Genomic DNA, 25,941 nt, shown 5'->3' with positions numbered 1-25,941 from the left:
AATGAATCACACAGATACACCTATGAACAACATCAGCCCAGCTAAAGAAATTATCGAAGAAATCAGACAAGGCCGCATGGTAGTGCTAGTTGATGACGAGCACCGCGAAAATGAAGGTGACTTAGTGCTGGCTGCGCAATTTGCTACGGCAGAGCACGTGAATTTTATGGCCAAATACGGTCGCGGCCTGATTTGCTTAACCCTTACAGAATCACGCTGTCATCAGTTAAACCTGAGCAAGATGGTGCAAAAAAACGGTGCGCGCATGGGCACCAACTTTACTGTATCGATTGAAGCGGCGGAAGGCGTTACCACAGGTATCTCTGCGGCTGACCGCGCCAGAACCATACGAGCAGCGGTAGCCAAAGCAGCTCAACCGCAAGACATTGTCAGCCCTGGTCATATTTTTCCGCTGAGCGCGATGGATGGCGGCGTATTGGTGCGCGCCGGCCACACCGAAGCCGGTTGCGACTTAGCACATCTGGCCGGCTTGGAGCCAGCCAGCGTGATCTGCGAGATTTTAAAAGACGATGGCAGCATGGCGCGCTTACCCGATTTAATGGTTTTTGCCGCAGAACATCAGCTTAAAATCGGTACGATTGCAGATTTGATTCACTACCGTGCCGAAACCGAGAGCCTGATTGAGCGCTCTGCAGAGCGTATGGTGCAAACGCCGTACGGTGAAATGAAACTGGTTGCTTACCAAGACAAAATCGCCAAAGAAACGCATCTAGTGTTAATTAAAGGCACGCCAACGCCCGAGCAAGAAGTGTTGGTGCGCGTACACGAACCACTGTCTATTTTTGACTTGCTTGATAGCTCCAGCTGCACACATAGCTGGAATACGCTAGAAGCGATGAAAACAATTGCCAATGCAGAAGCCGGTGTCATGATTTTGCTGCATCATCAAGAGTCTAACGAAACCATTGTAGACCGCATCAAGGGTGCGGATCAGCCGATACGCGTCAATCAGGAGTTGCGCACTTACGGCATAGGCTCGCAGATATTACTAGACTGCAATGTCCGCAAAATGAAGCTGATGGCCAACCCACGCAAAATGCCTAGCATGGCGGGCTTTGGCTTAGAAGTCACCGGCTATTTAGAAGCAACGAAATCGGCTTAACCTTATGTCTTTAGATAATATCAACCTGACCGGCCACTTTTTGATTGCCATGCCTAACTTGGCTGACCCTTACTTTGCCAAGTCCGTCACCTTTATTTGCACGCACAGCGAAGAGGGCGCGATGGGCATAGTCATCAACCGCCCAACGGATATGAACTACGAAACCCTATTTGATAAAATCAATATCAAACTGGAGGATACCGCAATCGCGAACAGTCCGGTATTGTTCGGCGGCCCGGTGCAACCTGAGCGTGGTTTTGTACTGCACGAACCCTGTGGCGATTGGGACAGCTCCATTATTATTAACGACAAAACAGCACTCACCACCTCAAAAGATATTTTAGAAGCGGTTGCCGTGGGCACCGGACCGAAAAAACTGCTCTTTTCACTAGGTTATGCTGGGTGGACACCGAATCAGTTAGAGCAAGAGATCGTGCAAAACAGTTGGCTCTCAGTGCAGGCAAAAGATACCGATACCCTCAATAAAATTTTATTTGAAACACCGCATGAAGCGCAATTTAATGTAGCTATGAGCCTATTGGGCTTTGACCCAGCAATGCTGTCAGATATTGCAGGGCATGCCTAACGGTAGCTAGATTTCCCATGCAACTGATAGATAACGAAAAGGTTTACAACCAAGCACATGTGCAGTCAGGCACGGTACTGGCCTTTGATTTTGGCGAAAGACGCATCGGCATTGCCGTAGGCGAGCATTTGCTAGCCAGTGCCAACCCGCTCATGACCATAGATAATGAAAGCAACGAGATTCGCTTTCAGATTATCACCAAACTAGTCAGCGAATGGCAGCCACGCTTGTTAGTAGTGGGCTTACCGTTGAGTTTAGATGGTAGCGAACATGGGGTAACACAGCTCTGCAAAAAATTTGCACGACGCCTCAATGGGCGCTTTAACCTGCCGGTCGCATTGATTGATGAACGCTACAGTTCTGCAGAAGCAAGCCAACTCTTGAATGAGGCGGGCATTAGAGGCCGCGCGCAAAAAGAGATGTTAGACCAAGTAGCCGCGCAAACCATATTGCAAAGCTACTTTGACCAAGCATCAAGACAAGATTGAATTTTCAGGATTAAATTCGCACGCACACCGTCGTGCACTCGATTAAGAATGACAAGTAACCAGGAATATTCAGTAAAATAACAACATGACTGATGCCAACCACACCCTCGACCCTAGCCAACTGCCAGATGCAGAGGCATTACTAAACACTCTTGCACTAAAGCTCTCACCTTTGTTGCAACCCAACACCGCTCTGGTGGGGATACACAGCGGTGGCGTGTGGCTAATGCAGCGGCTATTAGTACTACTGGCTGAGCAAATTAAAGCACATCATATTGAGCATGGCACACTGGATGTGTCCTTTTACAGAGACGACTACGCACAGCGCGGCCTAAAGGCAGAAAACCGCCCCAGCCAAATTGCATTTGACGTAGAAAACAAACATATTATTTTAATTGATGATGTGTTCTACACCGGCCGCACCACGCGCGCAGCCATGAACGAATTGTTTGATTACGGCAGACCGGCCAGCATCACACTTATCGCGCTGGTTAACCGTGGTGGTCGCGAGCTACCTATTGCGCCGCAACTGGTGGCGGCTGATTTATCACTAGCGGCATCACAGCATTTGCAGCTAACCCAGTTAGCCGACGGTAGCTTAGCTCTAGAACTTACTCCTCAACACAACAGTGCGAGACCATAACAGCATGAACAACCCTCAACTTGATACTGACGGTCAACTGCGCCATCTGCTTTCCATCGAAGGCTTACCCAAAAAGATACTTAACCAAATTTTAGACACCGCAGAGTCATTTGTAGGTGTGGCCGAACGCGAAGTTAAAAAAGTACCGTTACTACGTGGTAAAACCGTATGTAATCTCTTTTTTGAAAATAGCACCCGCACCCGCACCACTTTTGAAATCGCAGCAAAGCGCCTCTCTGCCGATGTCATCAGCCTCAATGTCAGCACATCGTCACAATCTAAAGGTGAAACCATCTTAGACACCGTGGATAATTTAATTGCCATGCATGCCGATATGTTTGTGGTGCGCCACTCACAATCAGGCGCTGCGCATTTAATTGCCAAGCATGTGCCGCCGCATATTCATGTGATTAATGCAGGGGATGGCCGTCACTCACACCCAACACAAGGCTTGTTAGATGTATTCACCATCCGTAAATACAAGCCAGAACTGCACAACTTAAGAGTAGCTATCGTTGGTGATGTTTTACACTCACGTGTAGCCCGCTCTGAGATTCATGCACTCACCACACTAGGCGTACCAGAAGTACGCGTGATTGCACCTAAAACGCTGCTACCGGCACAAGTAGAAAAACTAGGCGTGCATGTCTACCACGATATGGATGAAGGCTTGAAAGATGTGGATGTCATCATGATGCTGCGCCTGCAAAATGAGCGCATGAACGGCGCGATGCTCCCAAGCTCAGAAGAGTATTTTAAAACCTACGGACTAACCCCTGAACGACTGGCGCTTGCCAAACCAGATGCCATTGTGATGCACCCAGGCCCAATGAACCGCGGGGTAGAGATCGACTCTACCGTTGCCGATGGCAAACAGTCAGTTATATTGCCGCAAGTCACCTACGGCATTGCCATCCGTATGGCAGTCATGGCAATTCTTGGCGGCGGTACAGGAGCAGCACTATGAAAATTCATATCAAAAATGGTCAGGTAATTGACCCAAAAAACAATATTAACGAAAAACTAGATGTCTATATTGCTGCAGGCAAAATCCTCAGCGTTGGCGCTATGCCAGATGGATTTGTTGCCACCAAAACCATAGATGCCACCAACCTTACTGTATGTCCAGGCTTGGTAGACCTATCAGCGAGATTGCGCGAACCCGGAGACGAATACAAAGCCAGACTAGCCAGTGAGCTACAAGCCGCAGTAGCTGGCGGCGTCACCAGCCTAGCCTGCCCGCCAGACACAGACCCGGTGCTGGATGAACCTGGTTTAGTAGAAATGCTGAAGCACCGCGCTAAACAGCAAGGATTAGCGCATGTATACCCACTAGGCGCAATGACCAGACAATTAAAAGGTGCTGCACTCTCAGAAATGAATGAGCTGCACAATGCAGGCTGCGTTGGTTTCTCACAAGCCAATATTGCGGTGACTGACACACAAGTACTATGGCGTGCGATGGAATATGCTGCAACTTTTGACTTCACCTTGTTTTTACATGCTGAAGAACCATTTTTAGCCGCAAACGGTGTCGCGCATGATGGCGAAGTCGCCACTAGAATGGGCCTAAAAGGCATTCCTAGCGCGGCAGAAGCGCTGGCTTTAGCTAGCATACTGCGTATTGCGCAAGAAACTGGTGCCAGCGTACATATAAGCCGCCTATCCACCGCAGAAGGCGTCAGCATGATACGTGCCGCTAAAGCGCAAGGCTTAAAAGTCAGCTGCGATGTAAGTGCCAACCATCTACTCCTAACTGAGCATGATATTGCCTACTTTGATGCTAACTGCCACTTGAAACCGCCACTACGCACCCAGCGTGACAAAGCTGAACTAAGTGCCGGCTTGAAAGACGGCACCATTGACGCCATCTGCTCTGACCACACACCAGTGGACGATGATGCAAAACTGGCACCGTTTGCCGAAGCTGAGATTGGTGCAACAGGCTTGGAACTGCTGCTGCCATTAACCTTGAAATGGGCTGCGCAGGAAAAAGTCAGCTTGTCACAAGCCATTGAGCACATCACACAGGCATCCGCCAGTATTTTAGGGGTGGCCGCTGGTGATTTAAGCCCTAATAGCAATGCCGACTTGTGTATTTTTGATGCCAATGAGTACTGGAAAGTTAGCCCGAAAACACTAAAAAGCCAAGGCAAGAACACTCCGTTTACCGGCCTAGAGTTAGCGGGCAAAGTGAAATTCACCTTGGTTAATGGGCAAGTGGTGTACCACGATTAAAACCATGCCTGATTGCTCTGACTTATATTAAAAAAGGCGCTGTTAATCAGCGCCTTTTTTACGAGCAGTTTTACCTAAATTATCTAAGTCATCTAAACCACTCAAACAATACCCAATGCATCAAGTCCGGCGGATAGGTCTTTGCTGTGCGCACCTTTACCTTCCAGTTTAATTTTGAGGCGCAGGTCATTCACCGAGTCAGCATTGCGCAAGGCATCTTCGTAAGTAATGGCATCCGCCTCATACAAATCAAACAATGATTGGTCAAAGGTTTGCATCCCCAATTCGCGCGATTTAGCGATAATCTCTTTAATTTCATGCACTTCGCCTTTGAAGATTAAATCGGAGATTAATGGTGAGTTAAGCATGACTTCCATGGCGGCAGTTCTGCCCTTGCCTTCTTTTTTAGGAATCAAGCGCTGTGACACAAATGCACGCACGTTGAGTGATAAGTCCATCAGTAGTTGATGGCGACGCTCTTCCGGGAAGAAGTTAATAATGCGATCCAATGCTTGATTGGTACTATTCGCATGCAATGTAGCCATGCAAAGGTGGCCGGTTTCGGCAAACGCAATTGCATAGTCCATGGTTTCGCGATCGCGAATCTCACCAATCAAAATCACATCTGGCGCCTGACGTAAGGTGTTTTTGAGGGCAACATGCCAATTGTCCGTGTCCACCCCCACCTCACGCTGGGTGATGATACAGTTCTTGTGCTCATGCACGAACTCCACCGGGTCTTCAATGGTAATAATATGCCCGTAGCTATTTTGGTTACGATAGCCCACCATCGCCGCCAGTGAGGTAGACTTACCAGAACCGGTACCACCCACAAAAATGACCAATCCACGTTTAGTCATTGCCACGTCTTTGAGTACTGGCGGCAAGCCCAATTCATCGATTTCAGGAATTTTGGTGGTAATCGTTCTAAACACTAAGCCCACAGTACCGCGCTGTACAAAAGCATTTACGCGGAAGCGCGCAACACTTGGGATGCCAATCGCAAAATTACACTCATTGGTAGCATCAAATTCAGCGGTTTGCTTGTCGTTCATAATCGCGCGTGAGATTTCACGTGCCTGCAGCGCTGTTAATACCTGACTGCTGAGTGGCGTTACCTTACCATCCACCTTGATTGCCGGCGGGAAGCCAACGGTAATGAACAAATCAGAGGCATTTTTTGCCAACATCAACCGTAATAAGTCGAATACAAACTTCTCAGCCTGCCCTTTTTCCATTTGCCCTTGCACAATAACTCCCTTTACTTAAAACCGAATATGAATGCGTAACTCTGAATACAACACTAGATAAAATCTTAAAATTGGTATTTTAAATACTAGTGGTTAGATACTAGCAGTTAAATATCAACCCGTGCCTAACCCATAATCGCATCTTTGTTTGCTGCTTTTGCACGTGCTTCGTTGGCCGAAACCACACCGCGCTTTACTAAATCCTGTAAGTTCTGATCCAAGGTCTGCATACCGACATTTTGCCCAGTTTGAATCGCAGAATACATTTGCGGAATTTTATTTTCACGAATCAGGTTACGAATCGCCGGCGTCCCGATCATAATCTCGTGCGCAGCAACACGCCCCTGCTCATCTTTAGTTTTTAACAAGGTTTGCGAAATCACCGCGCGTAAAGATTCAGACAGCATAGAGCGCACCATTTCTTTTTCTGCTGCTGGGAACACGTCAATAATACGGTCTACCGTTTTAGCAGCAGAGCTTGTATGTAAGGTACCAAACACCATATGCCCGGTTTCCGCGGCCGTAAGCGCTAAGCGGATAGTCTCCAGATCACGCAACTCACCCACCAAGATAACGTCCGGGTCCTCACGCAATGCTGAACGTAATGCATTGTTAAATGACAAGGTATGCGGACCAACTTCACGTTGGTTAATTAAACATTTTTTAGATTGATGCACAAACTCAATCGGGTCTTCTACCGTCAGGATATGCCCAAATTCTTTATCGTTAATATAGTCAATCATCGCCGCCAACGTGGTGGATTTACCGGAACCAGTCGGCCCTGTTACCAAACAGATACCACGCGGGGTATCGGCAATATCTTTAAAAATAGCCGGGCAATTTAGCTGCTCTAAGGTTAGTATTTTTGAAGGAATGGTACGGAATACAGCGCCAGAGCCACGATTATGGTTAAAAGCATTCACACGAAAACGCGCCAAGTTGGGAATCTCGAATGAAAAGTCACACTCTAGCGTTTCTTCATACACCTTGCGCTGCCCATCATTCATGATGTCATACACCATGTCATGCACTTCGCTGTGATCCATCGCCGGTACATTAATTTTTCTAATATCCCCGTGTACACGGATCATCGGAGGCAGGCCGGCAGATAAGTGTAAATCTGAGGCTTTATTTTTCACTGAAAATGCGAGTAAATCCGAAATATCCACAACCTGCTCCTGATATAATTCTTATGGTTAATTTTTAGTTATTACATGCTCGAACTTCTAGGCTTAGTGAATTATGACCACAATTAGCAATCGCTTGCAAGATATTCTAGCAACTATTCAATCCGCCGCCGCAACCAGCCCCAGCCAGCAACAGGTGCAGTTACTCGCAGTGAGTAAAGCACAGCCAGCCGCGGCAATTCGAGAAGCTTATGCAGCAGGACAAACCGCTTTTGGCGAGAACTATAGCCAAGAAGCAGTAGAAAAACAAAAACAGCTCACCGACCTAGCCATAGAGTGGCACTTCATTGGCCCGATACAAAGCAACAAGACACAACTGATTGCACAACACTTCAGCTGGGTACACAGTGTAGATCGTTTAAAAATTGCCCAACGCCTCAATGAGGCTAGGTCATCCATGCCATTACCACTGCAGGTTTGCATACAAGTCAACGTCAGTAACGAAGATACCAAAAGCGGTGTACCACCAGAGCAGCTGGAAGCATTAGCCAGCGCAATTAGCGCACTACCGCACCTCAAGCTGCGTGGTTTGATGGCAATTCCAGCCCCCACCACAGAGACAGCTAAGCAGATTGCACAATTTAAACAAGTAAGAGAATGCTATGATGCACTGATACGTAAAGGCTTTGCACTGAATACGCTGTCTATCGGTATGTCTAGCGACTACCCTGCAGCCATCGCTCAGGGCGCCACTATCGTGCGCATAGGCTCAGCGCTGTTTGGTGCCAGAACGCCGCCGTTAAAAGCTGCGTAATACTAACAACAGCGTAATTTACGCTTACACTTCCATGCAAAAATGGCACTAAGTATCAACGGCAAAAACATGGTTAAATACCAAAAAATAAACACTTAAATACAAAGAAACACGACTAATAAACATTACTAAGGGCATAAATGAAGATTAACTTTATTGGCGGCGGCAATATGGCGCGCGCAATTATCGGCGGCTTGAAACAAAATGGTTTTGCAATGTCAGACATTAAGGTACTAGAGCTTGATGCGCAAAAAAGAAGCGAATTAGCGCAAGACCTAAATGTCCAAGTTACCGACACTTATGCTGAATTTCACAACACTGATGTGATTGTGTTGGCCATCAAACCACAGCAACTAAAGGAAGTTTGCCAGCAAGTAGTGGCGATACTCACCTCGCAACTGGTGGTTTCTATTGCCGCAGGGGTGAGAAGTAAAGATATGTCGGCCTGGCTCAATGATTACCAAGGGATAGTGCGCGTGATGCCCAATACACCGGCGCAAATTCAGGCTGGGGTTTCTGCACTGTATGCCATGCCCCAAGTAACGCAGACACAGCGCGAACAGGCTGACACCATTCTGACCGCGGTGGGTAAAACCTTATGGCTGGATGACGAGACAAAAATGGATGCGGTCACTGCCATTTCAGGTAGCGGGCCAGCCTATGTGTTCTACTTTATAGAAGCCCTGCAAGCCGCAGGCGTGGCATTAGGCTTAAAAGATGAAGAGGCCAATATGCTGGCGCTGCAAACTTTTGCCGGCGCTAGCTTGTTAGCGTCACAAAGCAACACCGATGTTAAAACCCTGCGTGCGCAAGTTACCTCTAAGGGCGGCACCACAGAACAAGGCATCCTAAGTTTGGAGTCTGCGGATATTAAACATATCATTGCGCAAGCGGCTAAAGCAGCTGCCGACAAATCAGTGACATTGGGAGACCTACTAGGTCAATAATCACCTAGGAAACACTATGCTCAATAATGCCATTTTATTTTTACTGCAAGCAGTGCTCAGCATCCTTACCTTTGCATTTTTATTGCGCTTTTACCTTCAACTCACCAAAGCGCCGTTTCAAAACCAATTGGCACAGTTAATTGTCACCGTGACCAATTTTGCAGTAAAACCGTTACGCCGCGTGCTGCCTAGTATCGGCAAAATAGACCTATCCACCTTAGTGTTGGCTTACCTCACACAGCTCGTACTCAGCATATGTAGCTTGTGGCTCAAAGGCTTTCCAATCCTGATTGCGGGTCACACGGTATGGGTGGTTATTTTTGGCGTCGCCCTGATAGGGATTGTCAGCATTAGTCTGTCCATTTTTCTGTATGCAGTGTTAATTCAAGCTATTTTAAGCTGGGTGAACCCACACACGCCGATTGCCCCAGTACTAAATAGTCTGACCTATCCAGTATTACGCATCTTCAGAAAATACATCCCACCTGCGGGGAGTTTTGACCTAAGCCCGCTCGCATTTATCATTACGGCACAGTTATTGCTAACAACTATACTAATTCCATTAGAAAACAACTTACTCTCTACGTTGTAAGTTAAGATAACACCATGAGTATATCGATATCTAATTCTGCACAGCATCAGGCAACGGTTGCTACTTCGACCTTAACTTCGAAAATTACAGAGTACAGTCAATGGCGAGCAAATCTTATTGCTACAATTGACGAATATATCGATTGGACTGGCCATGCTGAGGCGCTAAATGCCATACAAGAATTAAGACTGTATGACATTAAAGAAATCTTAAAAAAAGATCAGTTAGTTTTAGCACTCTTGGCTGAGTTTTCACGCGGTAAAACCGAGACCATAAACGCTCTCTTCTTTTCAGACTTTAATCAGAGGTTGCTACCGAGCGAGCCGGGGCGCACGACCATGTGTCCTACCGAAATCTTCTGGAGCGATAGAGAAGAGCCCTGCATCAAACTATTGCCGATAGAAACTAGGCAATCGGACGACACACTCAGTTACTTGAAAACCACACCAGACGTCTGGCACAAAATCAGGCTGGATATTGATTCTGCTGACGCCATGAAACAAACCTTGCGCGCCTTGGTACAAAAACGAGAGGTCGACATTGAAACCGCAAAAAGGCTGGGGTTCTGGAATGAAGATGACACCAGTATGCAAAGGCAGTTAGCCGAAAGCGGTAAGGTTGAGATTCCTGTCTGGCGTCACGCACTGATTAACTATCCCCATCCGCTCCTGAAAAATGGTTTAGTGGTATTAGATACACCGGGGCTCAACACTATGGGAGCAGAGCCTGAACTTACCCTTAGTATTCTGCCAAATGCTCAAGCAATTCTATTTTTAACCGCCACAGATACAGGCATTACAAAATCAGACATGCAGATTTGGAACAGCTACGTACAAAAGCGTGCTGCACATAAACTGGTTGTATTGAACAAAATTGATATTCTGTGGGACGGCCTAGAGTCCGATGCTGAAGTTGAGCTATTGATTCAAAAACAAATTAAAAATACTGCACATGAGTTGGGACTGGACTCGAAAAATATTTTTGCCATCTCTGCACAAAAAGCGTTGGTCGCAAAAATCCGCAAAGATGAAGCTCTACTGAAGCGCAGCGGTATTAATCACTTAGAAAACTCGCTTGCCGAACAAATGGTGCAATCTAAGCACGAAATTCTAGGCAGAGCAGTTGTGACTGAGTGCTCCAATATGATTAGAGCGTCCCGTAAAATAGCGCAAATCCGTGTGGATAGTGTCAAAAATCAACTTGCGGAGCTACGAGAATTGCAACATAAGAGCCATGATGCTTCCAAGGAAATTCTCGCCAAAGTGGTTGCAGAACGCAAACGCTACGAATCATCTATACTCACCTTTAATCAAGGCAGTGAAAAAATCAAACGACTAAGTAGTAAGCTACTGCGCCACTTAAGCTTAGGTTATTTAGACACAACACTGGCTCAAACCAAACAAGACATGGGTGATAGCTGGACAACTGTTGGACTCAACCGCAACATTCGTGAAATTACCAGATTAGCCATCAATTTAGCTGAGGAAATTAGCACTGAAGGCCAAATTATTAAGAAACATGCGGATGATCTATATCAGCTGTTTTGGAGTAAACATGGCTTTGAAAAAACAGAGGCTGTTCAACTAGATATGCGTCACTTTATTGAAAGCATTCAAGCTCTAGAGAAAGTGACAGAGGAGTTCTGCACCAGCCCGGTTAACCTACTTACAGAAAAGAACTTCCTGATTCGCAAGTTCTTTTTAGGCTTAGGTGTGCAAATTCAGGCTATTTTTGAGCAGACACATCTAGACTGTACCCACTGGTTAAACCAAGTAATTGGCGAGTTGAAAAATCAAATTAATGTGCATAAAACTGCGCTTGATCAACGCGCAGAGTCCCTAATGGAATCACACAATAACGCAGACAAAGTGATTAAAAATATAGCAAATGCGGAAAAAGACCTAGTCAAATATCAAGACCAATCTAATCAGTTAGACGCTACCTTGCTCAAGCTCATGCGTAGCGCTAAATTCAGTATCGATCATATCAAAGAGCCCGAAACAGAAGGCAACACGGTACATGTAAATCTAGCGGCTAATAGCAACTCAATTGAGCGTGAAATAAACAAATCAACCATTCAGTTTGATGCCCCATTTATTTAGGCCAGTATGACACTTGTAAAGAAAACATCTTATGAGTGTCAGCTTGAAACTGGCTTGAAAAGTACCCAAGCAAAACCACATATACCAGCAACAAGAATCGTCAGCTAATTACATTAAAATGATATCAAACGACTCTTGTGCATAGCTGGACTCTACCTGCAGGGAAATCGGCTTAGCAATAAAGTCAGATAGGTTAGCTAAACTCTGCGACTCTTCATCCAGCAACATTTCTATCACTTTAGGTGCGGCAAGCACGCGTAGCTCACGCGCGCTAAACTGGCGAGCTTCACGCAGCAGTTCACGTAAGATCTCATAACAGACGGTTTGTGCGGTTTTTAACTCACCCCTACCTTTGCATGTTGAGCATGGCTCACACAGGATATGCGCTAAACTTTCACGCGTTCGTTTACGTGTCATCTCCACCAAGCCCAGCGGAGTAAAGCCGTTAATACCGGTGCGTGCCCGGTCGCGTGCCACAGCCTTTTGCAATTCATCCAACACAGCAGCGCGCTGTACGTCTTCATCCATATCAATGAAGTCAATAATGATGATGCCACCCAAATTACGTAAGCGCAGTTGACGCGCGATAGATTGCGCTGCTTCGAGATTGGTCTTAAAAATAGTGTCGGACAGATTTTTACCGCTGACAAAACTGCCAGTATTGACGTCCACCGTGGTTAAAGCCTCGGTCTGGTCAAAAATCAGATAGCCACCGGACTTTAACTCCACTTTGCGCGACATGGCTTTTTCAATCTCCTGCTCGATGCTATATAAATCGAACAGAGGGCGCTCACCTTGGTAATGTACCAGTTTATCTAATGCGGCAATTGCGTATAAATTAGAAAAATCCACCAAGCGCTGGTAAGTTTCACTGGAATCCACACGCACCATTTCCGTGTCTGCACATAACACGTCTCGTAGCACGCGCATCGGCAGATTCAGATCTTGGAAAATCAATGTGCGCTCAGGCACGGTAATGCTTTTGTCCTTGATGTGCTTCCAGGTCTTATTGAGGTAATCAATATCGGCCAATAGCTCCTCATCGGTAGCGGCCTCCGACATGGTACGAATTATGTAGCCACCGACGCGATCAGCTGGCAGCAAACCTAGCAAACGCGCTTTTAAGGATTCGCGTTCCGCCTCGATTTCTATGCGTTGTGAAACCCCAATATGCTCCTGCTGCGGCAAATACACCAAAAAGCGTCCGGCAATACTAATGTGTGTGGTCAGTCGCGCACCCTTAGTGCCGATCGGCTCTTTAATCACTTGCACCATGACCGACTGGCCTTCGTGCAACACCTCTTGTATTGGCCGTTTTAACTCGGCATCCCCGCACGCCAACACATCGCCCGCGTGCAAAAAGGCTGCGCGCTGTAAGCCTATCTCGACAAATGCCGACTGCATGCCCGGCAACACACGGCACACAACGCCACGATATATATTGCCGACCAGGCCTAGTGATGAGCTACGTTCTATCTGCAACTCTTGCACCACGCCATTTTCCATCATGGCAATGCGTGTTTCCTGCGGCGTTACATTAATTAGTACTTCTTCGCTCAATTTATACCCACTTCACTCACCAATCGTTTAAATCGTAATAATGCGATGTTTTCTTAACAAAGCTGCAGTCTCAAATATCGGCAGCCCCATCACGCCGGTATAGCTGCCTTCAATGCGTTTGATCCAAGCGCCGGCTAAACCCTGTATACCATAGCTACCGGCCTTATCTCGATGATCTCCTGTGGCAATATATTCTTCAATTTGTTCCGCTGACAATGGCATCATCTCCACATTGGTTGAACTCAGCAGCACCTCAATCCCACCGTTAAAATTCAGCGCCACCGCAGTATGCACTTGATGCGTACTATCTGATAGGCTAGCCAGCATATCACGCGCATCATTGTCATCTAGCGGCTTACCTAACACCAAGCCCGACAGCGCCACCGTAGTATCCGCTGCAATCACGGGATAGTCCTGATATTCAGCTGCCATCAGAGTAACACACGCGGCAGCCTTCTCTTGAGCCAACCGGGTGACATACTGCACCGGCGACTCGTCAGGCAACTGAGACTCATCAATGTCGGCAGGGTAAATTTTACAGTCCAGCCCGATCTGCTTTAACAGTTCCACGCGGCGAGGGCTACGAGAGGCAAGAATAATGGTTGAGTTGTTATGATTATTTTTCCACATATAGGCACTTTAATTTACTATCTAAGAATTAACAACGCGTTAGATTGAATGAAACGGAAATAAATATATGGATTGGCCAAGTTTATTTAAAATCAGCCTGGGTTTGTTTGCCATTGTAAACCCGATTGGCAGCGTGCCTATTTTCATTAGCGCCACCAGCGGCTGGAGCAACGCAGAGCGGGCGCACACTGCCAGAACCGTAGCCTTCTCGGTATTTATCATACTAACTGTCTCATCATTGATGGGCGATAAAATCTTAGACTTCTTCGGTGTTTCCATTCCCTCGTTTCAGGTAGGCGGCGGTGTTCTGCTCATGCTGATTGCGATCTCCATGATGCACGGCAAACAAAGCGGCGCCAGCCAAACCCCAGAAGAAGCACAAACCCTGGCCGAGCGCGAAGTCATCGCCATCGTTCCGCTGAGCATCCCCTTACTGGCAGGGCCGGGTGCTATTAGTAATATGATTATTGCCGCACAGAAAAACACCAGCCTCACCAGCCACCTTTCACTCGTTATCCCAATATCGCTGGTCTGTATTACTATCTGGCTGGCACTCAAGCTATCGGTACGCATTTCCAACCGGCTAGGCAACATCGGCATTAATGTCGTCACTAGGCTAATGGGCTTGATTCTCGCAGCCATGGCGGTGGAATTTATTGCACACGGTTTGACTGGGCTATTCCCCACATTGGCTTAATGCCGACGTGCACCCAAAATAACTGCATGAGCCTAAAGAGATATTTCAGCAAATGGCATGCTTCAGAGTAAAATAGCGTTATATTAATTTAAGATTACATTATGCAATGGAAGCCACACGCCACAGTCGCGGCGATTATTGAAGAAAACGGTAAATTCCTGTTGGTAGAAGAAACCACGGAACGCGGCAATCGCTTTAACCAGCCCGCTGGACACTTGGAAGACAATGAAACCTTGCTGGAAGCGGTGATACGTGAAACGCTGGAAGAAACCGCTTATACCTTTGAGCCAACCAGTCTGCTTGGTATCTACCATTGGAAGCATGAACACAATGACACCACCTATTTAAGGTTTGCCTATATTGGCCGTGTGAGCCAGCACCAGCCTGAACTGGGCTTGGATGACGGCATTATCCGCACGGTGTGGATGACAATGGATGAAATACGCAGCAACGCTATGCTGATGCGTAGCCCGCAGGTCATCACCTGCATTGAAGATTACCTGAGTGGAAAACATTTTCCATTATCAGTAATTACGCATCTGTAACTCACAATATCTATAAAACTCAAATACCTATAAATTTGAAACATGAATTTAAATAAAGCTCAAAAAAAGAAAATCGTGGTCGGACTTTCCGGCGGCGTGGACTCCTCGGTCACTGCCCTGCTACTTAAGCAGCAAGGCTATGAAGTCACCGGTCTTTTCATGAAAAACTGGGAAGACGACGATACCGACGAATACTGTTCAAGCAAACAAGATTTAATCGACGCGGTATCAGTGGCAGACAAAATCGGCATTGACATTGAAGCGGTAAATTTCAGTAAAGAATACAAAGACCGTGTGTTTGCCAACTTCCTGAGTGAATATCAAGCAGGACGCACGCCTAACCCAGATATTCTGTGTAATGCCGAAATCAAATTCAAAGCATTTCTGGATCATGCCATGGGCATGGGCGCAGACTTAATCGCCACCGGTCACTATGCACAAGTACGTGAGAACCCACTACAGCCGGGCAAGTTCCAGCTACTAAAAGCGGATGATGGCAGTAAAGACCAAAGCTACTTTTTGTACCGCCTTAACCAAGCGCAGCTTTCTAAAACCCTGTTCCCGTTAGGGCAGCACCTAAAGCGTGAAGTGCGCGAAATTGCACGCAGTGCCGGCTTAATTAATGCAGAGAAAAAAGACTCTACTGGCATTTGCTTTATCGGCGAACGCCCATTCCAAGAGTTTTTAAGCAAATACTTACCGCGTGAACCGGGCGATATGAAAACACCAGAAGGTAAACTGGTCGGTCGCCATGAGGGCTTAATGTATTACACCCTGGGCCAGCGTCAGGGCCTTAAGATTGGCGGCAGCCGCGAGAGCAATGGCGAACCGTGGTTTGTAGCTGGTAAAGACATGGAAAAGAATGAGCTCATCGTAGTACAAGGGCATGAACATCCACTACTGCTTAACGATGGCCTGAAGGCGGGTCAACTACACTGGATTAGTGAAGAGAACCCGACCACCAACTGGGTGTACGCGGCGAAAACTCGCTACCGTCAGCCGGATGCCCCATGCGAGGTTGATCGCATTAGCAGCGATGAGGTAGAAATTAAATTTGGGCAAAAACAATGGGCCATCACCCCTGGCCAATCTGCCGTGGTTTACGAAAGTAACGTATGCTTGGGTGGTGGTATTATTACGGGCGCGCTTTAAATTACGGACGCTCATTACAATTAAGAGTGCACCTTAAACTACAGGCACACTTAAAATTACAGGTGCCTTAAAAAAACGCACCATAAAGAAAAGCGTGCCGCCTAAGCTAGCTAGATTATCAATAAGAAAAGGGAATCAATATGGCGTATGTACTGAAAAACTCCCAAGGTCAAATCATCGCAGCCAGCGCCACCGAGCGACTAAATGATGATTGGGTACATATTGAAGCCACAGACAAAGCCTATATCAACTTTTTAGAACACTCACTGGCAGAAGGTGACAAGTTTCGTGAAAGTGATATTCATTTAGCACGTGTGCTGGAAGACTTAATTTCACTGTTGGTCGAGCGCAATATTATTCGCTTTACCGACTTGCCGGAACAGGCGCAAAAACGCCTGAACCAAAGACAGTCTATGCGCCATCAATCTCAATTATCCGGAATCTTGGACGAGAGCAGCGAACGATTACTCTAGCCATATCAGCAAGCACAGCACACATAGCTGCAGCGCTGCCCTCTACCATCACTATTGAGCAATACTGAAGAACAGGCCAGTTAGTAACTGACCTAGTTAGCAACCGGCAAAGTATCTTTAAAGGACTGGCGCTGTAGCAGGCTAGCCTGCAAACGGTCTAGGTTTGCATAATCTTCCGCCAAGTTAATGACTTGGCTAAAACGTAAGCCTAGGTAACCCAAAGTACAGCCCACCGCAATATCTGCAAGACTAAAGGCGTCGTCTACACACCATTTATTCTGCCCCAAATCATTATTGAGCACAGTTAAGCCGCGCGTTACCTTATCCATCTGCTTGTCGATAAATGCCGCATCTTGCATTGGCTGTGGTTTTCTTTGCTCTAACATCACGGCAACCGCAGCATCGCACACACCATCTGCCAACGCCTCCCATCTGCGCACTGCAGATTTAGCACCATTATCTTTAGGAATCAGATGCGCCAATGGCGTACGGTTATCAAAATACTCAGCAATCACGCGAGAGTCATATAAGCTATCACCATCCGCCAAAATCAACACCGGCACTTTGCCTAACGGGTTATAGTCTTTGACCGGGCAGTCAGGTGCTGACAACACCACTTCTTGCAGTTGAACATCAATATGCTTTTCTGCAGCAACAATACGCACCTTACGTGCATAGGGACTATTTACGGTATATAAAAGCTTCATAATAATTTTATTAATCTTATCGTGTTGATGTTGGTAAATTGTTCGTTCACATTATAATTCAATCACAGCACACTCTTACGATAACTTATGACACAAATTAATCAACAGCACCCATATGAGTCAAGTGATTTTAGCCGCATGGTGCAAACCCAAGTAAAAAATGCGCTGGATGAAGATGTTGGCAGCGGCGACCTAACCGCCTACCTGATTCCATCCGCACAAACAGCAAGTGCAAAAGTGATTGTACGTGAAGCTGCGGTGATCTGCGGCATTGCTTGGTTTAATGAGTGTTTTAAGCAGATTGATGCCAGCGTAACAATCAACTGGCTAGTGGTAGAAGGGGAACAAGCTCAACCCAATCAGACGCTATGCACCATACAAGGTCTGGCGCGCTCTTTGTTAACCGCAGAGCGCTGTGCACTTAACTTCCTGCAAACGCTGTCCGCCACCGCGACCGCTGCCCGCAAGTATGTAGATGCAATTGCCGGCACTTCGGCACAAATTTTAGACACCCGCAAAACCATCCCTAACCTGCGTTTAGCACAAAAGTACGCGGTCACTATCGGCGGCGGGCACAACCAGCGGCTTGCGCTATACGATGGCATCCTCATTAAAGAAAACCATATCGCAGCAGCCGGTAGTATCGGCAACGTGATGCAGCAAGCCTTTGCACTCAATAGCGGAAAAAGCATACAAATTGAAGTAGAAGACCTAGCACAGCTGCAAGCAGCGCTGGACGCTGGCGCCTCCAGCATTCTGCTCGATAACTTTGACACCGCCCTGCTGGTTAAAGCCGTAGCAATCAATAATGCTGCGCAACTTAAAGCCGTGCTAGAAGCATCCGGCGGCATTACGTTGGATAACGTGCGAGCCATCGCCCAAACTGGCGTTGACCGCATCTCGATTGGCGCCATCACCAAAGACATTCGCGCCATCGACCTTTCTATGCAATTCACGCCTAATGGTTAATCCTAAACGATAGTGATTACTCACCATGCGCGATGCAGCAAAGGTTGACTTAAGCACTAAGCCAGAAAAATAAGTCCGTGCTAAGATAGAAACCAAGATAGAAATTGGCATAAAAACGGAGTTCCAATCAGGATATAAGCCAGTTTATCCATTGCATTCATTTATATAGATAGTATCTAGTTTAAAAGGCAAAAAATGAGCAAAGCTGCAATATCAATTAAGCCCACCGGCCGCCTCACACTTGGAGACACACTCCGCATACTGGTCAACGACGGCATTCTGGATAAAGTGCTGGCAGAAAAACTATATAAAGACCGCAAACTCGATAGCTCCAATCTGCACCCACTGGTGGTTATCGGTGAGCAAAAGTGGAAAAACCTGAAGACGCCTAACAACGCCATTACCGTAGAATGGCTATCTTCATGGCTAGCTGGACATGCCGGCCTAGACTATTACCATATCGACCCCCTTAAGCTAGATTTTGGCTCTGCGGCACAAATTGTGTCCAAGGGCTATGCCGAACGCTTAAAAATCATGCCAATTGCCGTCAAAGACGGCGCCGCAGTAATTGCTACCACTGAGCCGTTCAACACAGAATGGGTTGAAGACCTAGAACGCGTGCTCAAAATGAAGGTAAAGTTAGTGTTTGCCAACCCGCTCGAGGTTAGCCGCTATCTGCCGGAAATGTACAGCCTCGCAAACTCAATGCATGCTGCCAATCAGGCAAAAGCAGGCCAAATCGTCGGCGTACAGAACTTTGAACAACTGGTCGAACTCGGCAAAGATAAAAACTTGGACGCCAACGAACAGCATGTGGTGAACATCGTAGACTGGCTGTTTAAATATGCATTTGAACAACGCGCCAGTGACATTCACCTAGAGCCAAGACGCAACATGGGCATGATGCGTTTTAGAATCGATGGCGTACTGCACCAGGTTTACCAGCTACCACCCAACATCATGAACGCCATTACGAGCAGAATTAAACTGCTAGGCCGCATGGACATGGTAGAAAAACGCCGCCCGCAGGATGGTCGCATTAAAACCTTATCGGCCGAAGGGCAAGAAATCGAGCTACGCCTCTCTACCATGCCCACAGCGTTTGGTGAGAAGTTGGTCATGCGTATTTTTTCACCGGATATTTCAGGTAAAGACTTCCTGTCACTAGGCTTCTCACAAGCACAGTCTGACAAGTGGAACGCCTGGACCAAAGCGCCAAATGGCATTATTTTGGTAACCGGCCCTACCGGCTCAGGTAAAACAACCACGCTTTACTCCACCTTAAAACTGCTCGCCACATCAGAGGTCAACGTATGCACGGTGGAAGAGCCGATAGAGATGGTAGAGCCCGCCTTCAATCAAATGCAGGTTCAGACCAACATCGGCCTAGGCTTTGCGGATGGGATACGCACATTGATGCGACAAGACCCTGACATTATCATGGTAGGCGAGATTCGCGACCTGGAAACCGCAGATATGGCGATTCAAGCCGCGCTGACTGGGCACCTAGTGCTGTCAACCTTGCACACCAACGACTCCCCCTCGGCGGTCACCCGCTTGCTAGACTTAGGCGTCCCTTCGTATCTCATCCACTCCACCGTACTTGGCATTATGGCGCAGCGACTAGTTAGAACGCTCTGCCCTAGTTGCAAAGCACCAGAGCCGATAGAGCAAAGCAAATGGGATGCACTCGTAGGGCCATTTAAGCTGCCCAAACCTGCAAACATTTACAAACCGGTTGGCTGTTTAGAATGCCGCAATACCGGCTTTAGAGGGCGTAGCGGCATTTATGAAATGCTCACCATTACACCATCGTTAAGAAAACTCATTACCCCTGATACCAACTTGGCCAAGCTCACTAAACTGGCACAGCAAGAAGGTATGCAACCATTGGTGATTAACGGTGCTGAAAAAGTAGCAGCAGGACTCACCACCATAGAAGAGTTATTGAAAGTCGCACCGCCACTAGACACTGATTAAAACCCTTGTTTTTATTATGGTTTTATAAGTGCGGCACACCAAGCAAGACATGGCGACTTTTAGTTGATTTAATCAACTAAATATGCCGGCTTTAGTACATTCGTTCTTGACCAAACACGCCCAAACCGTTATCGTGTAGGGTTACAAATAAATTATTCAAATCAAAAAGATTTATGGCAGAGACTACTCATCCGCAACAAATCACAGGCGCAGAAATTGTTATCCGTTGCCTAGAGCAAGAAAGTGTAAAGTTTTTGTTCGGCTACCCAGGCGGCGCCGTTTTGCACATTTACGATGCAATCTATAAACAAGGCCACTTTAAGCACATTCTTGTGCGCCACGAGCAAGCTGCAGTGCACGCTGCCGATGCATTCGCACGCGCAACCGGCGAAGTCGGCGTTGCGCTTGTCACATCTGGCCCAGGTGCCACCAATGCGATTACTGGTATTGCCACCGCTTACATGGACTCTATTCCGCTGGTTGTCATCAGCGGTCAAGTTCCAGTACCGGCTATCGGCTTAGATGCGTTCCAAGAAGTCGACATGGTTGGCGTGACGCGCCCATGTGTTAAACATAACTTCTTGGTTAAAGATGTAAAAGACATCGCAACCACACTGAAAAAAGCATTCCACATTGCTAGAACTGGTCGACCAGGTCCTGTAGTTGTAGATATTCCAAAAGACATTACCGCACACTTCGCTGATTTCGTATATCCAGAATCAGTAGAAATGCGCTCGTACAACCCGGTGACCAAGGGCCATAGCGGTCAAATCAAGAAAGCAGTAAAGTTGCTGCTAGAAGCTGAGCGCCCAATGGTTTACACCGGTGGCGGCTTGGTATTGGGTGACGCTTCTGAAGCACTAGTAAAACTGGTGAGAGCACTGGGCGTTCCTGTCACAAACACCCTAATGGGCTTAGGCGGCTACCCTAGTACTGACAAACAGTTCCTCGGCATGCTCGGTATGCACGGTACTTACGAAGCCAATATGGCTATGCAAAACTGTGACGTGCTGTTAGCCGTGGGCGCGCGTTTTGACGACCGCGTAATCGGCAACACCGATCACTTCTACAGCAAAGACCGCACCATCATTCACGTGGATATCGACCCATCGTCTATCTCCAAACGTGTGAAAGTACACGTACCTATCGTGGGTGACGTTAAGTCTGTGTTGGCTGAAATGAATGAACTGGTTGCACTGGAAAAACCAACGCCATCACCAGCGCTTAAAGCTTGGTGGGCGCAGATTGACAGCTGGCGCAGCAAGCTGTGCTTAGACTACAGCAATAACAACGGCTTGATTAAACCACAGTACGTCATTGAAAAACTGTGGGAAGTGACCAAAGGTGAAGCTTACGTCACATCAGACGTTGGTCAGCACCAAATGTGGGCGGCACAATACTACAAATTTGACAAACCACGTCGCTGGATTAACTCAGGCGGCTTGGGCACCATGGGCGTTGGCCTACCATACGCCATGGGCTGTCAGTTTGCAGATCCAACCGCGCAAGTAGCCTGTGTCACGGGTGAAGGCAGTATTCAAATGAATATTCAAGAGCTTTCAACCTGTAAGCAATACAGCCTGCCAATCAAAGTGATTTTATTAAACAATCGCTATCTAGGCATGGTGCGCCAATGGCAAGAGTTCTTCTATGAGAACCGTTACTCAGAGTCTTACATGGAGAGCCTGCCTGACTTCGTCAAACTTGCCGAGTCTTACGGCCACGTTGGTATGCAAATTACCAAGCCTGAAGACGTTGAAGGCGCATTAAAAGAGGCGTTTGATATGAAATCACGCTTTGTATTTATGGATTTCATTACCGACCAGAAAGAAAACGTATTCCCTATGATTCCTAACGGTAAAGGGTTGTCTGAAATGATTTTGGCGGAGGATTTATAATGCGTCATATTGTTTCACTATTAATGGAAAACGAAGCTGGCGCGCTATCACGCGTAGCTGGCCTATTTTCAGCACGTGGCTATAACATTGAATCTTTAACCGTTGCGCCAACTGAAGACCCAACATTGTCACGCATGACTATCGTCACTTCTGGCTCTGATGACGTGATTGAACAAATCATCAAGCAGCTGAACAAGCTGGTGGATGTGGTTAAAGTATTGGATTTAAACGACGGTAAATTTATTGAGCGTGAACTGATGCTGGTTAAAGTCAAAGCAACAGGTCCGTTCCGCGAAGAAATGAAGCGCATGTGCGACATTTTCCGCGGCCGCATTATTGACGTAGCAGATGGCACATTTACGATTGAGCTAACTGGTTCTGGCCATAAGCTAGATGCGTTTATCGAAGGTTTGGATGGCGCGGCAATTCTAGAAACGGTGCGCACAGGCGCATCTGGCATTGGCCGAGGCGATAGAATCTTAAAAGTTTAATTAGTATTACCGGTAAAACACTCCCAGCACCAGCAAGCACAGTACTGCTAATACTGGAAAGTAAATAATTGTAGTTTTCTTAACAATGTAGTTTGTAGTTTCAAAGCAGCAGTGGTAACGAAGTATTCCAGATGAAGTCTCTCTGTGAGCATCGCGTTCTCTGTAGCCAATATTTTTAGAGGAAAAGAAATGAAAGTTTATTACGACAAAGACGCTGACCTTGGCTTGATCAAAGGTAAACAAGTAACCATCGTTGGTTACGGCTCACAAGGTCACGCACATGCTGCAAACTTAAAAGATAGCGGCGTAAACGTGACTATCGGTTTACGCAAAGGCGGTAGCTCATGGGCTAAAGCTGTTGCAGCTGGTCACAACGTATTAGAAATCGCAGAAGCAACTAAACAAGCTGACGTTGTAATGCTATTGTTGCCTGACGAAACTATGCCAGAAATTTTCCACGCAGAAGTGGCTGCAAACCTGAAACAAGGTGCTGCGCTTGCTTTCGCACACGGTTTCAACATTCACTACAACCAAATCACACCACGTGCTGATTTGGACGTTATCATGATTGCACCAAAAGGCCCAGGCCACACAGTGCGTTCAGAGTACTTAAAAGGCGGCGGCGTACCTTCATTGATCGCTGTTTACCAAGACAAATCTGGTAAAGCTAAAGATATCGCATTGTCATACGCAGCTGCAAACGGCGGCACTAAAGGCGGCGTTATTGAAACTGATTTCCGTGAAGAAACAGAAACTGACTTGTTCGGTGAGCAAGCTGTTCTATGTGGCGGTGCAGTTGAATTGGTTAAAGCTGGCTTCGAGACATTGGTTGAAGCTGGTTACGCACCTGAAATGGCGTACTTCGAGTGCCTACACGAGTTGAAATTGATTGTAGACTTGATGTACGAAGGCGGTATCGCGAACATGAACTACTCAATCTCAAACAATGCTGAGTACGGTGAGTATGTAACTGGCCCTAAAGTGATTAACGACGAATCACGTTACGCAATGCAAGAGTGCTTAGCTAACATCCAAAACGGTGAATACGCTAAACGCTTCATCTTAGAAGGCCGCACGAACTACCCAGAAATGACAGCACGTCGTCGTTTGAACGCAGCACACCCAATTGAACAAGTTGGTGGTCAGCTACGTGCAATGATGCCTTGGATTGCTAAAAACAAATTAGTTGATCAGTCTAAAAACTAAGTCTAATTTACATTTACTTAAATTAGATTAAGTCAAAAGGGCAAAACGTTTAACGATTTGCCCTTTTTTATTAGAGTCGAGTCAATAGATAATCACTGGTATACGCAATCTTTAAAGCTGTGCGTCTATTACCAAATTTAAATACTAAATACTAAAGTTAAATACTAAGCTTAAAATAAAAATAACGACTATTGGAATTATCGTGCAAACCAACATAACAGTACTCACCCAATACCTACTGCCCAAGCAAGCTATTACTGCGCTTGCCGGCAAGCTTGCCCACCTCAAGGGCGGCAAAGTCACGACTGCCGTGATTCGCTGGTTTGTTAAGCGCTACAACGTCAACATGAACGAGGCAGCCAACCCGGACATCAGCTCATACCAGAGTTTTAATGCGTTTTTCACACGCCCGCTAACACCTAACGCCAGGCCGCTGGCTGATGCTAAATTTATTTGCCCAGTGGATGGTGCGATTAGCCAATTTGGGCATATTGAGCAAGACCAGATACTTCAGGCCAAGGGCCACCATTACACCACCACCGCATTAGTAGGTGGCGACGCAAGCACTGCAAAACAATACGAGAACGGCTTATTTGCCTGCCTTTACCTCAGCCCTAAGGACTATCACCGCATACACATGCCGTGCGATGGACGCTTGCTCAGAATGACCTATGTCCCAGGTGATTTATTCTCGGTTAACCCAACTACTGCACAAGGCGTACCAGACTTATTTGCACGCAATGAACGCGTAGTTTGCGAGTTTACATCGGAGCAGCACGGAAACTTTGTCATGGTGCTAGTTGGCGCAACGATTGTTGGGAGCATGGCAACGGTCTGGCACGACGCAACCGACGGCATCATTAACCCACCACGCTTGCCTACAATTAAAACCTGGTCTTACGCAGATAAAAACATCACCCTAAAACAAGGTGAGGAAATGGGCCGCTTCTTATTAGGCTCCACTGTCGTCATGCTATTTCAAAAAGACAGCCTCACATTCAACCCAGCATGGAAACCAGCACAGGCAATCAAGCTAGGCGAACATATGGGAAGTTAAAGCGCGGGCAGGTCTTTTAGCCACACAACAAAAAAGAAAGCCTCCTCAGAGGCTACTTGCCATGTAATCGCATAAAGAAAAGTCAAAGTAATGCATCTGATCATCACAATGCAAGCTTGAAGAGGATTGAGATTAATACGGAGATTTGTTGCGCGATACCCCCACGCGCAACATCCCTTACTTATGCGTACCCTTGTGATACAAATTCGGCGCGAGCTCATTCAGTGCGGCCTCATATACCGCACGCTTAAACTCAATCACATCCTCAAGTGGTACCCAGTAATCATTCCAGCGCCAAGCATCAAACTCTGGATGGCTAGTCGCTCTTAGTGAAACATCACTGTCGCGCCCCATTAATCGTAGCAAATACCAAATTTGCTTTTGCCCACGATAGCTCCCACGCCACTCACGCTTAACCCAGCTGGTTGGAACCTCATAGCGTAGCCAATCTTTAGTACGGCCTAAAATCTTAACATGCTCAGGTTTTAAGCCCACCTCTTCCATCAGCTCACGATACATCGCCTGCTCTGGACTCTCTCCAAAGTTAATCCCACCTTGCGGAAACTGCCAAGCATGCTCACGGATACGCTTACCCCAAAATACCTGATTGTTGGCATTGCATAAAATAATGCCGACATTCGGGCGAAACCCGTCACGATCTAACAT

26 protein-coding genes are annotated in these 25,941 nt (G+C 46.9%); 20 read left to right on the top strand and 6 right to left on the bottom strand.

The genetic code is table 11. From position 1 onward, the window contains the following. Position 1: 1 nt before the first annotated feature. From ribBA to MMOL_RS03210, 6 genes are all read left to right on the top strand, one after another. Positions 2-1,123: a bifunctional 3,4-dihydroxy-2-butanone-4-phosphate synthase/GTP cyclohydrolase II gene (gene ribBA, locus MMOL_RS03235; RefSeq protein WP_015831586.1), complete on the top strand. Its 1,122-nt coding sequence runs from the start codon at positions 2-4 to the stop codon at positions 1,121-1,123. A gap of 4 nt (positions 1,124-1,127) precedes the next feature. After that, positions 1,128-1,709 (top strand): YqgE/AlgH family protein, encoded by a 582-nt coding sequence (locus MMOL_RS03230; RefSeq protein WP_015831585.1) that lies wholly within the window; start codon positions 1,128-1,130, stop codon positions 1,707-1,709. A gap of 17 nt (positions 1,710-1,726) precedes the next feature. Beyond that, positions 1,727-2,197, top strand: coding sequence for a Holliday junction resolvase RuvX (gene ruvX, locus MMOL_RS03225; RefSeq protein WP_015831584.1), 471 nt, complete (start codon positions 1,727-1,729; stop codon positions 2,195-2,197). A gap of 85 nt (positions 2,198-2,282) precedes the next feature. Beyond that, the gene (pyrR, locus tag MMOL_RS03220) at positions 2,283-2,840 is read left to right on the top strand and encodes a bifunctional pyr operon transcriptional regulator/uracil phosphoribosyltransferase PyrR (protein WP_015831583.1); all 558 of its coding nucleotides are present in this window, start codon (positions 2,283-2,285) and stop codon (positions 2,838-2,840) included. Positions 2,841-2,844: 4 nt separating this feature from the next. Beyond that, entirely contained in the window at positions 2,845-3,807 is a 963-nt protein-coding gene (locus MMOL_RS03215; protein ID WP_015831582.1) for an aspartate carbamoyltransferase catalytic subunit, read from the top strand. Continuing rightward, positions 3,804-5,078 (top strand): dihydroorotase, encoded by a 1,275-nt coding sequence (locus MMOL_RS03210; protein ID WP_015831581.1) that lies wholly within the window; start codon positions 3,804-3,806, stop codon positions 5,076-5,078. The genes MMOL_RS03215 and MMOL_RS03210 overlap by 4 nt, the downstream gene beginning before the upstream one ends. Positions 5,079-5,179: 101 nt before the next feature. On the opposite strand, the gene MMOL_RS03205 is transcribed toward MMOL_RS03210, so the two are convergent. Both MMOL_RS03205 and MMOL_RS03200 read right to left on the bottom strand, forming a co-directional pair. Continuing rightward, entirely contained in the window at positions 5,180-6,316 is a 1,137-nt protein-coding gene (locus MMOL_RS03205; RefSeq protein ID WP_015831580.1) for a PilT/PilU family type 4a pilus ATPase, read from the bottom strand. 137 nt (positions 6,317-6,453) lie between these two features. Next, complete coding sequence (locus MMOL_RS03200; RefSeq protein ID WP_015831579.1) at positions 6,454-7,497, bottom strand: type IV pilus twitching motility protein PilT; 1,044 nt, start codon at positions 7,495-7,497, stop codon at positions 6,454-6,456. Between the two features lie 73 nt (positions 7,498-7,570). On the opposite strand from MMOL_RS03200, the gene MMOL_RS03195 reads away from it, so the two are divergent. From MMOL_RS03195 to MMOL_RS03180, 4 genes are all read left to right on the top strand, one after another. Then, positions 7,571-8,269: a YggS family pyridoxal phosphate-dependent enzyme gene (locus MMOL_RS03195; protein WP_015831578.1), complete on the top strand. Its 699-nt coding sequence runs from the start codon at positions 7,571-7,573 to the stop codon at positions 8,267-8,269. A 140-nt stretch (positions 8,270-8,409) separates the two neighbouring features. Then, positions 8,410-9,216, top strand: coding sequence for a pyrroline-5-carboxylate reductase (gene proC / locus MMOL_RS03190; protein ID WP_015831577.1), 807 nt, complete (start codon positions 8,410-8,412; stop codon positions 9,214-9,216). 16 nt (positions 9,217-9,232) lie between these two features. Then, positions 9,233-9,808 (top strand): YggT family protein, encoded by a 576-nt coding sequence (locus MMOL_RS03185; protein ID WP_015831576.1) that lies wholly within the window; start codon positions 9,233-9,235, stop codon positions 9,806-9,808. 14 nt (positions 9,809-9,822) lie between these two features. After that, entirely contained in the window at positions 9,823-11,910 is a 2,088-nt protein-coding gene (locus tag MMOL_RS03180) for a dynamin family protein (RefSeq protein WP_015831575.1), read from the top strand. Positions 11,911-12,018: 108 nt separating this feature from the next. Here MMOL_RS03180 and rng read toward each other — a convergent pair whose 3' ends face one another. Further along, positions 12,019-13,470 carry a ribonuclease G gene (gene rng / locus MMOL_RS03175; RefSeq protein ID WP_015831574.1) on the bottom strand — a complete coding sequence of 484 codons (1,452 nt, stop codon included), beginning with the start codon at positions 13,468-13,470 and terminating at the stop codon, positions 12,019-12,021. 27 nt (positions 13,471-13,497) lie between these two features. After that, positions 13,498-14,100: a Maf family protein gene (locus MMOL_RS03170; RefSeq protein ID WP_015831573.1), complete on the bottom strand. Its 603-nt coding sequence runs from the start codon at positions 14,098-14,100 to the stop codon at positions 13,498-13,500. 67 nt (positions 14,101-14,167) lie between these two features. On the opposite strand from MMOL_RS03170, the gene MMOL_RS03165 reads away from it, so the two are divergent. The 4 genes from MMOL_RS03165 (at position 14,168) to MMOL_RS03150 (ending at position 16,967) form a co-directional block, all read left to right on the top strand. Further along, the gene (locus tag MMOL_RS03165) at positions 14,168-14,797 is read left to right on the top strand and encodes a YchE family NAAT transporter (protein WP_015831572.1); all 630 of its coding nucleotides are present in this window, start codon (positions 14,168-14,170) and stop codon (positions 14,795-14,797) included. Positions 14,798-14,898: 101 nt separating this feature from the next. Beyond that, entirely contained in the window at positions 14,899-15,342 is a 444-nt protein-coding gene (locus MMOL_RS03160) for an NUDIX hydrolase (protein ID WP_015831571.1), read from the top strand. Between the two features lie 42 nt (positions 15,343-15,384). Further along, the gene (gene mnmA / locus MMOL_RS03155; protein ID WP_015831570.1) at positions 15,385-16,494 is read left to right on the top strand and encodes a tRNA 2-thiouridine(34) synthase MnmA; all 1,110 of its coding nucleotides are present in this window, start codon (positions 15,385-15,387) and stop codon (positions 16,492-16,494) included. Between the two features lie 140 nt (positions 16,495-16,634). Then, positions 16,635-16,967 (top strand): hypothetical protein, encoded by a 333-nt coding sequence (locus tag MMOL_RS03150; protein WP_015831569.1) that lies wholly within the window; start codon positions 16,635-16,637, stop codon positions 16,965-16,967. A 92-nt stretch (positions 16,968-17,059) separates the two neighbouring features. Here MMOL_RS03150 and MMOL_RS03145 read toward each other — a convergent pair whose 3' ends face one another. After that, complete coding sequence (locus MMOL_RS03145; protein WP_015831568.1) at positions 17,060-17,674, bottom strand: glutathione S-transferase family protein; 615 nt, start codon at positions 17,672-17,674, stop codon at positions 17,060-17,062. Positions 17,675-17,761: 87 nt separating this feature from the next. On the opposite strand from MMOL_RS03145, the gene nadC reads away from it, so the two are divergent. The 6 genes from nadC to asd all read left to right on the top strand — a co-directional run bounded on the left by nadC (position 17,762) and on the right by asd (position 25,275). Beyond that, entirely contained in the window at positions 17,762-18,643 is an 882-nt protein-coding gene (gene nadC / locus MMOL_RS03140) for a carboxylating nicotinate-nucleotide diphosphorylase (RefSeq protein WP_015831567.1), read from the top strand. A 195-nt stretch (positions 18,644-18,838) separates the two neighbouring features. Beyond that, a complete protein-coding gene (tfpB, locus tag MMOL_RS03135) occupies positions 18,839-20,623 on the top strand; it encodes a type IV pilus assembly ATPase TfpB (RefSeq protein ID WP_015831566.1) in 1,785 nt (594 codons plus the stop codon). Between the two features lie 173 nt (positions 20,624-20,796). After that, entirely contained in the window at positions 20,797-22,521 is a 1,725-nt protein-coding gene (locus MMOL_RS03130; RefSeq protein WP_015831565.1) for an acetolactate synthase 3 catalytic subunit, read from the top strand. Then, positions 22,521-23,012: an acetolactate synthase small subunit gene (gene ilvN, locus MMOL_RS03125; protein WP_015831564.1), complete on the top strand. Its 492-nt coding sequence runs from the start codon at positions 22,521-22,523 to the stop codon at positions 23,010-23,012. The genes MMOL_RS03130 and ilvN overlap by 1 nt, the downstream gene beginning before the upstream one ends. A gap of 189 nt (positions 23,013-23,201) precedes the next feature. Then, the gene (ilvC, locus tag MMOL_RS03120) at positions 23,202-24,218 is read left to right on the top strand and encodes a ketol-acid reductoisomerase (RefSeq protein ID WP_015831563.1); all 1,017 of its coding nucleotides are present in this window, start codon (positions 23,202-23,204) and stop codon (positions 24,216-24,218) included. A 202-nt stretch (positions 24,219-24,420) separates the two neighbouring features. Next, entirely contained in the window at positions 24,421-25,275 is an 855-nt protein-coding gene (asd, locus tag MMOL_RS03115) for an archaetidylserine decarboxylase (RefSeq protein ID WP_015831562.1), read from the top strand. Between the two features lie 177 nt (positions 25,276-25,452). Here asd and MMOL_RS03110 read toward each other — a convergent pair whose 3' ends face one another. Continuing rightward, positions 25,453-25,941: an RNA pyrophosphohydrolase gene (locus tag MMOL_RS03110; RefSeq protein ID WP_015831561.1), complete on the bottom strand. Its 489-nt coding sequence runs from the start codon at positions 25,939-25,941 to the stop codon at positions 25,453-25,455.

The sequence above is a fragment of the Methylotenera mobilis JLW8 genome, from assembly GCF_000023705.1.
Classification (GTDB): domain Bacteria; phylum Pseudomonadota; class Gammaproteobacteria; order Burkholderiales; family Methylophilaceae; genus Methylotenera; species Methylotenera mobilis.
Note: the sequence above shows the minus strand (reverse complement) of the source record. Positions and strands in the feature narration are given on the sequence as shown.

Bases quoted from the DNA above. Each gene is read 5' to 3' on its own strand.
- MMOL_RS03110 (WP_015831561.1), bottom strand. From the start codon at position 25,941: ATGTTAGATCGTGACGGGTTTCGCCCGAATGTCGGCATTATTTTATGC.
- MMOL_RS03170 (WP_015831573.1), bottom strand. From the start codon at position 14,100: ATGTGGAAAAATAATCATAACAACTCAACCATTATTCTTGCCTCTCGT.
- MMOL_RS03145 (WP_015831568.1), bottom strand. From the start codon at position 17,674: ATGAAGCTTTTATATACCGTAAATAGTCCCTATGCACGTAAGGTGCGT.
- pyrR (WP_015831583.1), top strand. From the start codon at position 2,283: ATGACTGATGCCAACCACACCCTCGACCCTAGCCAACTGCCAGATGCA.
- MMOL_RS03130 (WP_015831565.1), top strand. From the start codon at position 20,797: ATGGCAGAGACTACTCATCCGCAACAAATCACAGGCGCAGAAATTGTT.
- MMOL_RS03215 (WP_015831582.1), top strand. From the start codon at position 2,845: ATGAACAACCCTCAACTTGATACTGACGGTCAACTGCGCCATCTGCTT.
- MMOL_RS03195 (WP_015831578.1), top strand. From the start codon at position 7,571: ATGACCACAATTAGCAATCGCTTGCAAGATATTCTAGCAACTATTCAA.
- MMOL_RS03165 (WP_015831572.1), top strand. From the start codon at position 14,168: ATGGATTGGCCAAGTTTATTTAAAATCAGCCTGGGTTTGTTTGCCATT.
- mnmA (WP_015831570.1), top strand. From the start codon at position 15,385: ATGAATTTAAATAAAGCTCAAAAAAAGAAAATCGTGGTCGGACTTTCC.
- MMOL_RS03160 (WP_015831571.1), top strand. From the start codon at position 14,899: ATGCAATGGAAGCCACACGCCACAGTCGCGGCGATTATTGAAGAAAAC.
- nadC (WP_015831567.1), top strand. From the start codon at position 17,762: ATGACACAAATTAATCAACAGCACCCATATGAGTCAAGTGATTTTAGC.
- MMOL_RS03185 (WP_015831576.1), top strand. From the start codon at position 9,233: ATGCTCAATAATGCCATTTTATTTTTACTGCAAGCAGTGCTCAGCATC.
- MMOL_RS03180 (WP_015831575.1), top strand. From the start codon at position 9,823: ATGAGTATATCGATATCTAATTCTGCACAGCATCAGGCAACGGTTGCT.
- MMOL_RS03230 (WP_015831585.1), top strand. From the start codon at position 1,128: ATGTCTTTAGATAATATCAACCTGACCGGCCACTTTTTGATTGCCATG.
- MMOL_RS03150 (WP_015831569.1), top strand. From the start codon at position 16,635: ATGGCGTATGTACTGAAAAACTCCCAAGGTCAAATCATCGCAGCCAGC.
- MMOL_RS03205 (WP_015831580.1), bottom strand. From the start codon at position 6,316: ATGGAAAAAGGGCAGGCTGAGAAGTTTGTATTCGACTTATTACGGTTG.
- ilvN (WP_015831564.1), top strand. From the start codon at position 22,521: ATGCGTCATATTGTTTCACTATTAATGGAAAACGAAGCTGGCGCGCTA.
- MMOL_RS03210 (WP_015831581.1), top strand. From the start codon at position 3,804: ATGAAAATTCATATCAAAAATGGTCAGGTAATTGACCCAAAAAACAAT.
- ilvC (WP_015831563.1), top strand. From the start codon at position 23,202: ATGAAAGTTTATTACGACAAAGACGCTGACCTTGGCTTGATCAAAGGT.
- proC (WP_015831577.1), top strand. From the start codon at position 8,410: ATGAAGATTAACTTTATTGGCGGCGGCAATATGGCGCGCGCAATTATC.
- ruvX (WP_015831584.1), top strand. From the start codon at position 1,727: ATGCAACTGATAGATAACGAAAAGGTTTACAACCAAGCACATGTGCAG.
- tfpB (WP_015831566.1), top strand. From the start codon at position 18,839: ATGAGCAAAGCTGCAATATCAATTAAGCCCACCGGCCGCCTCACACTT.
- ribBA (WP_015831586.1), top strand. From the start codon at position 2: ATGAATCACACAGATACACCTATGAACAACATCAGCCCAGCTAAAGAA.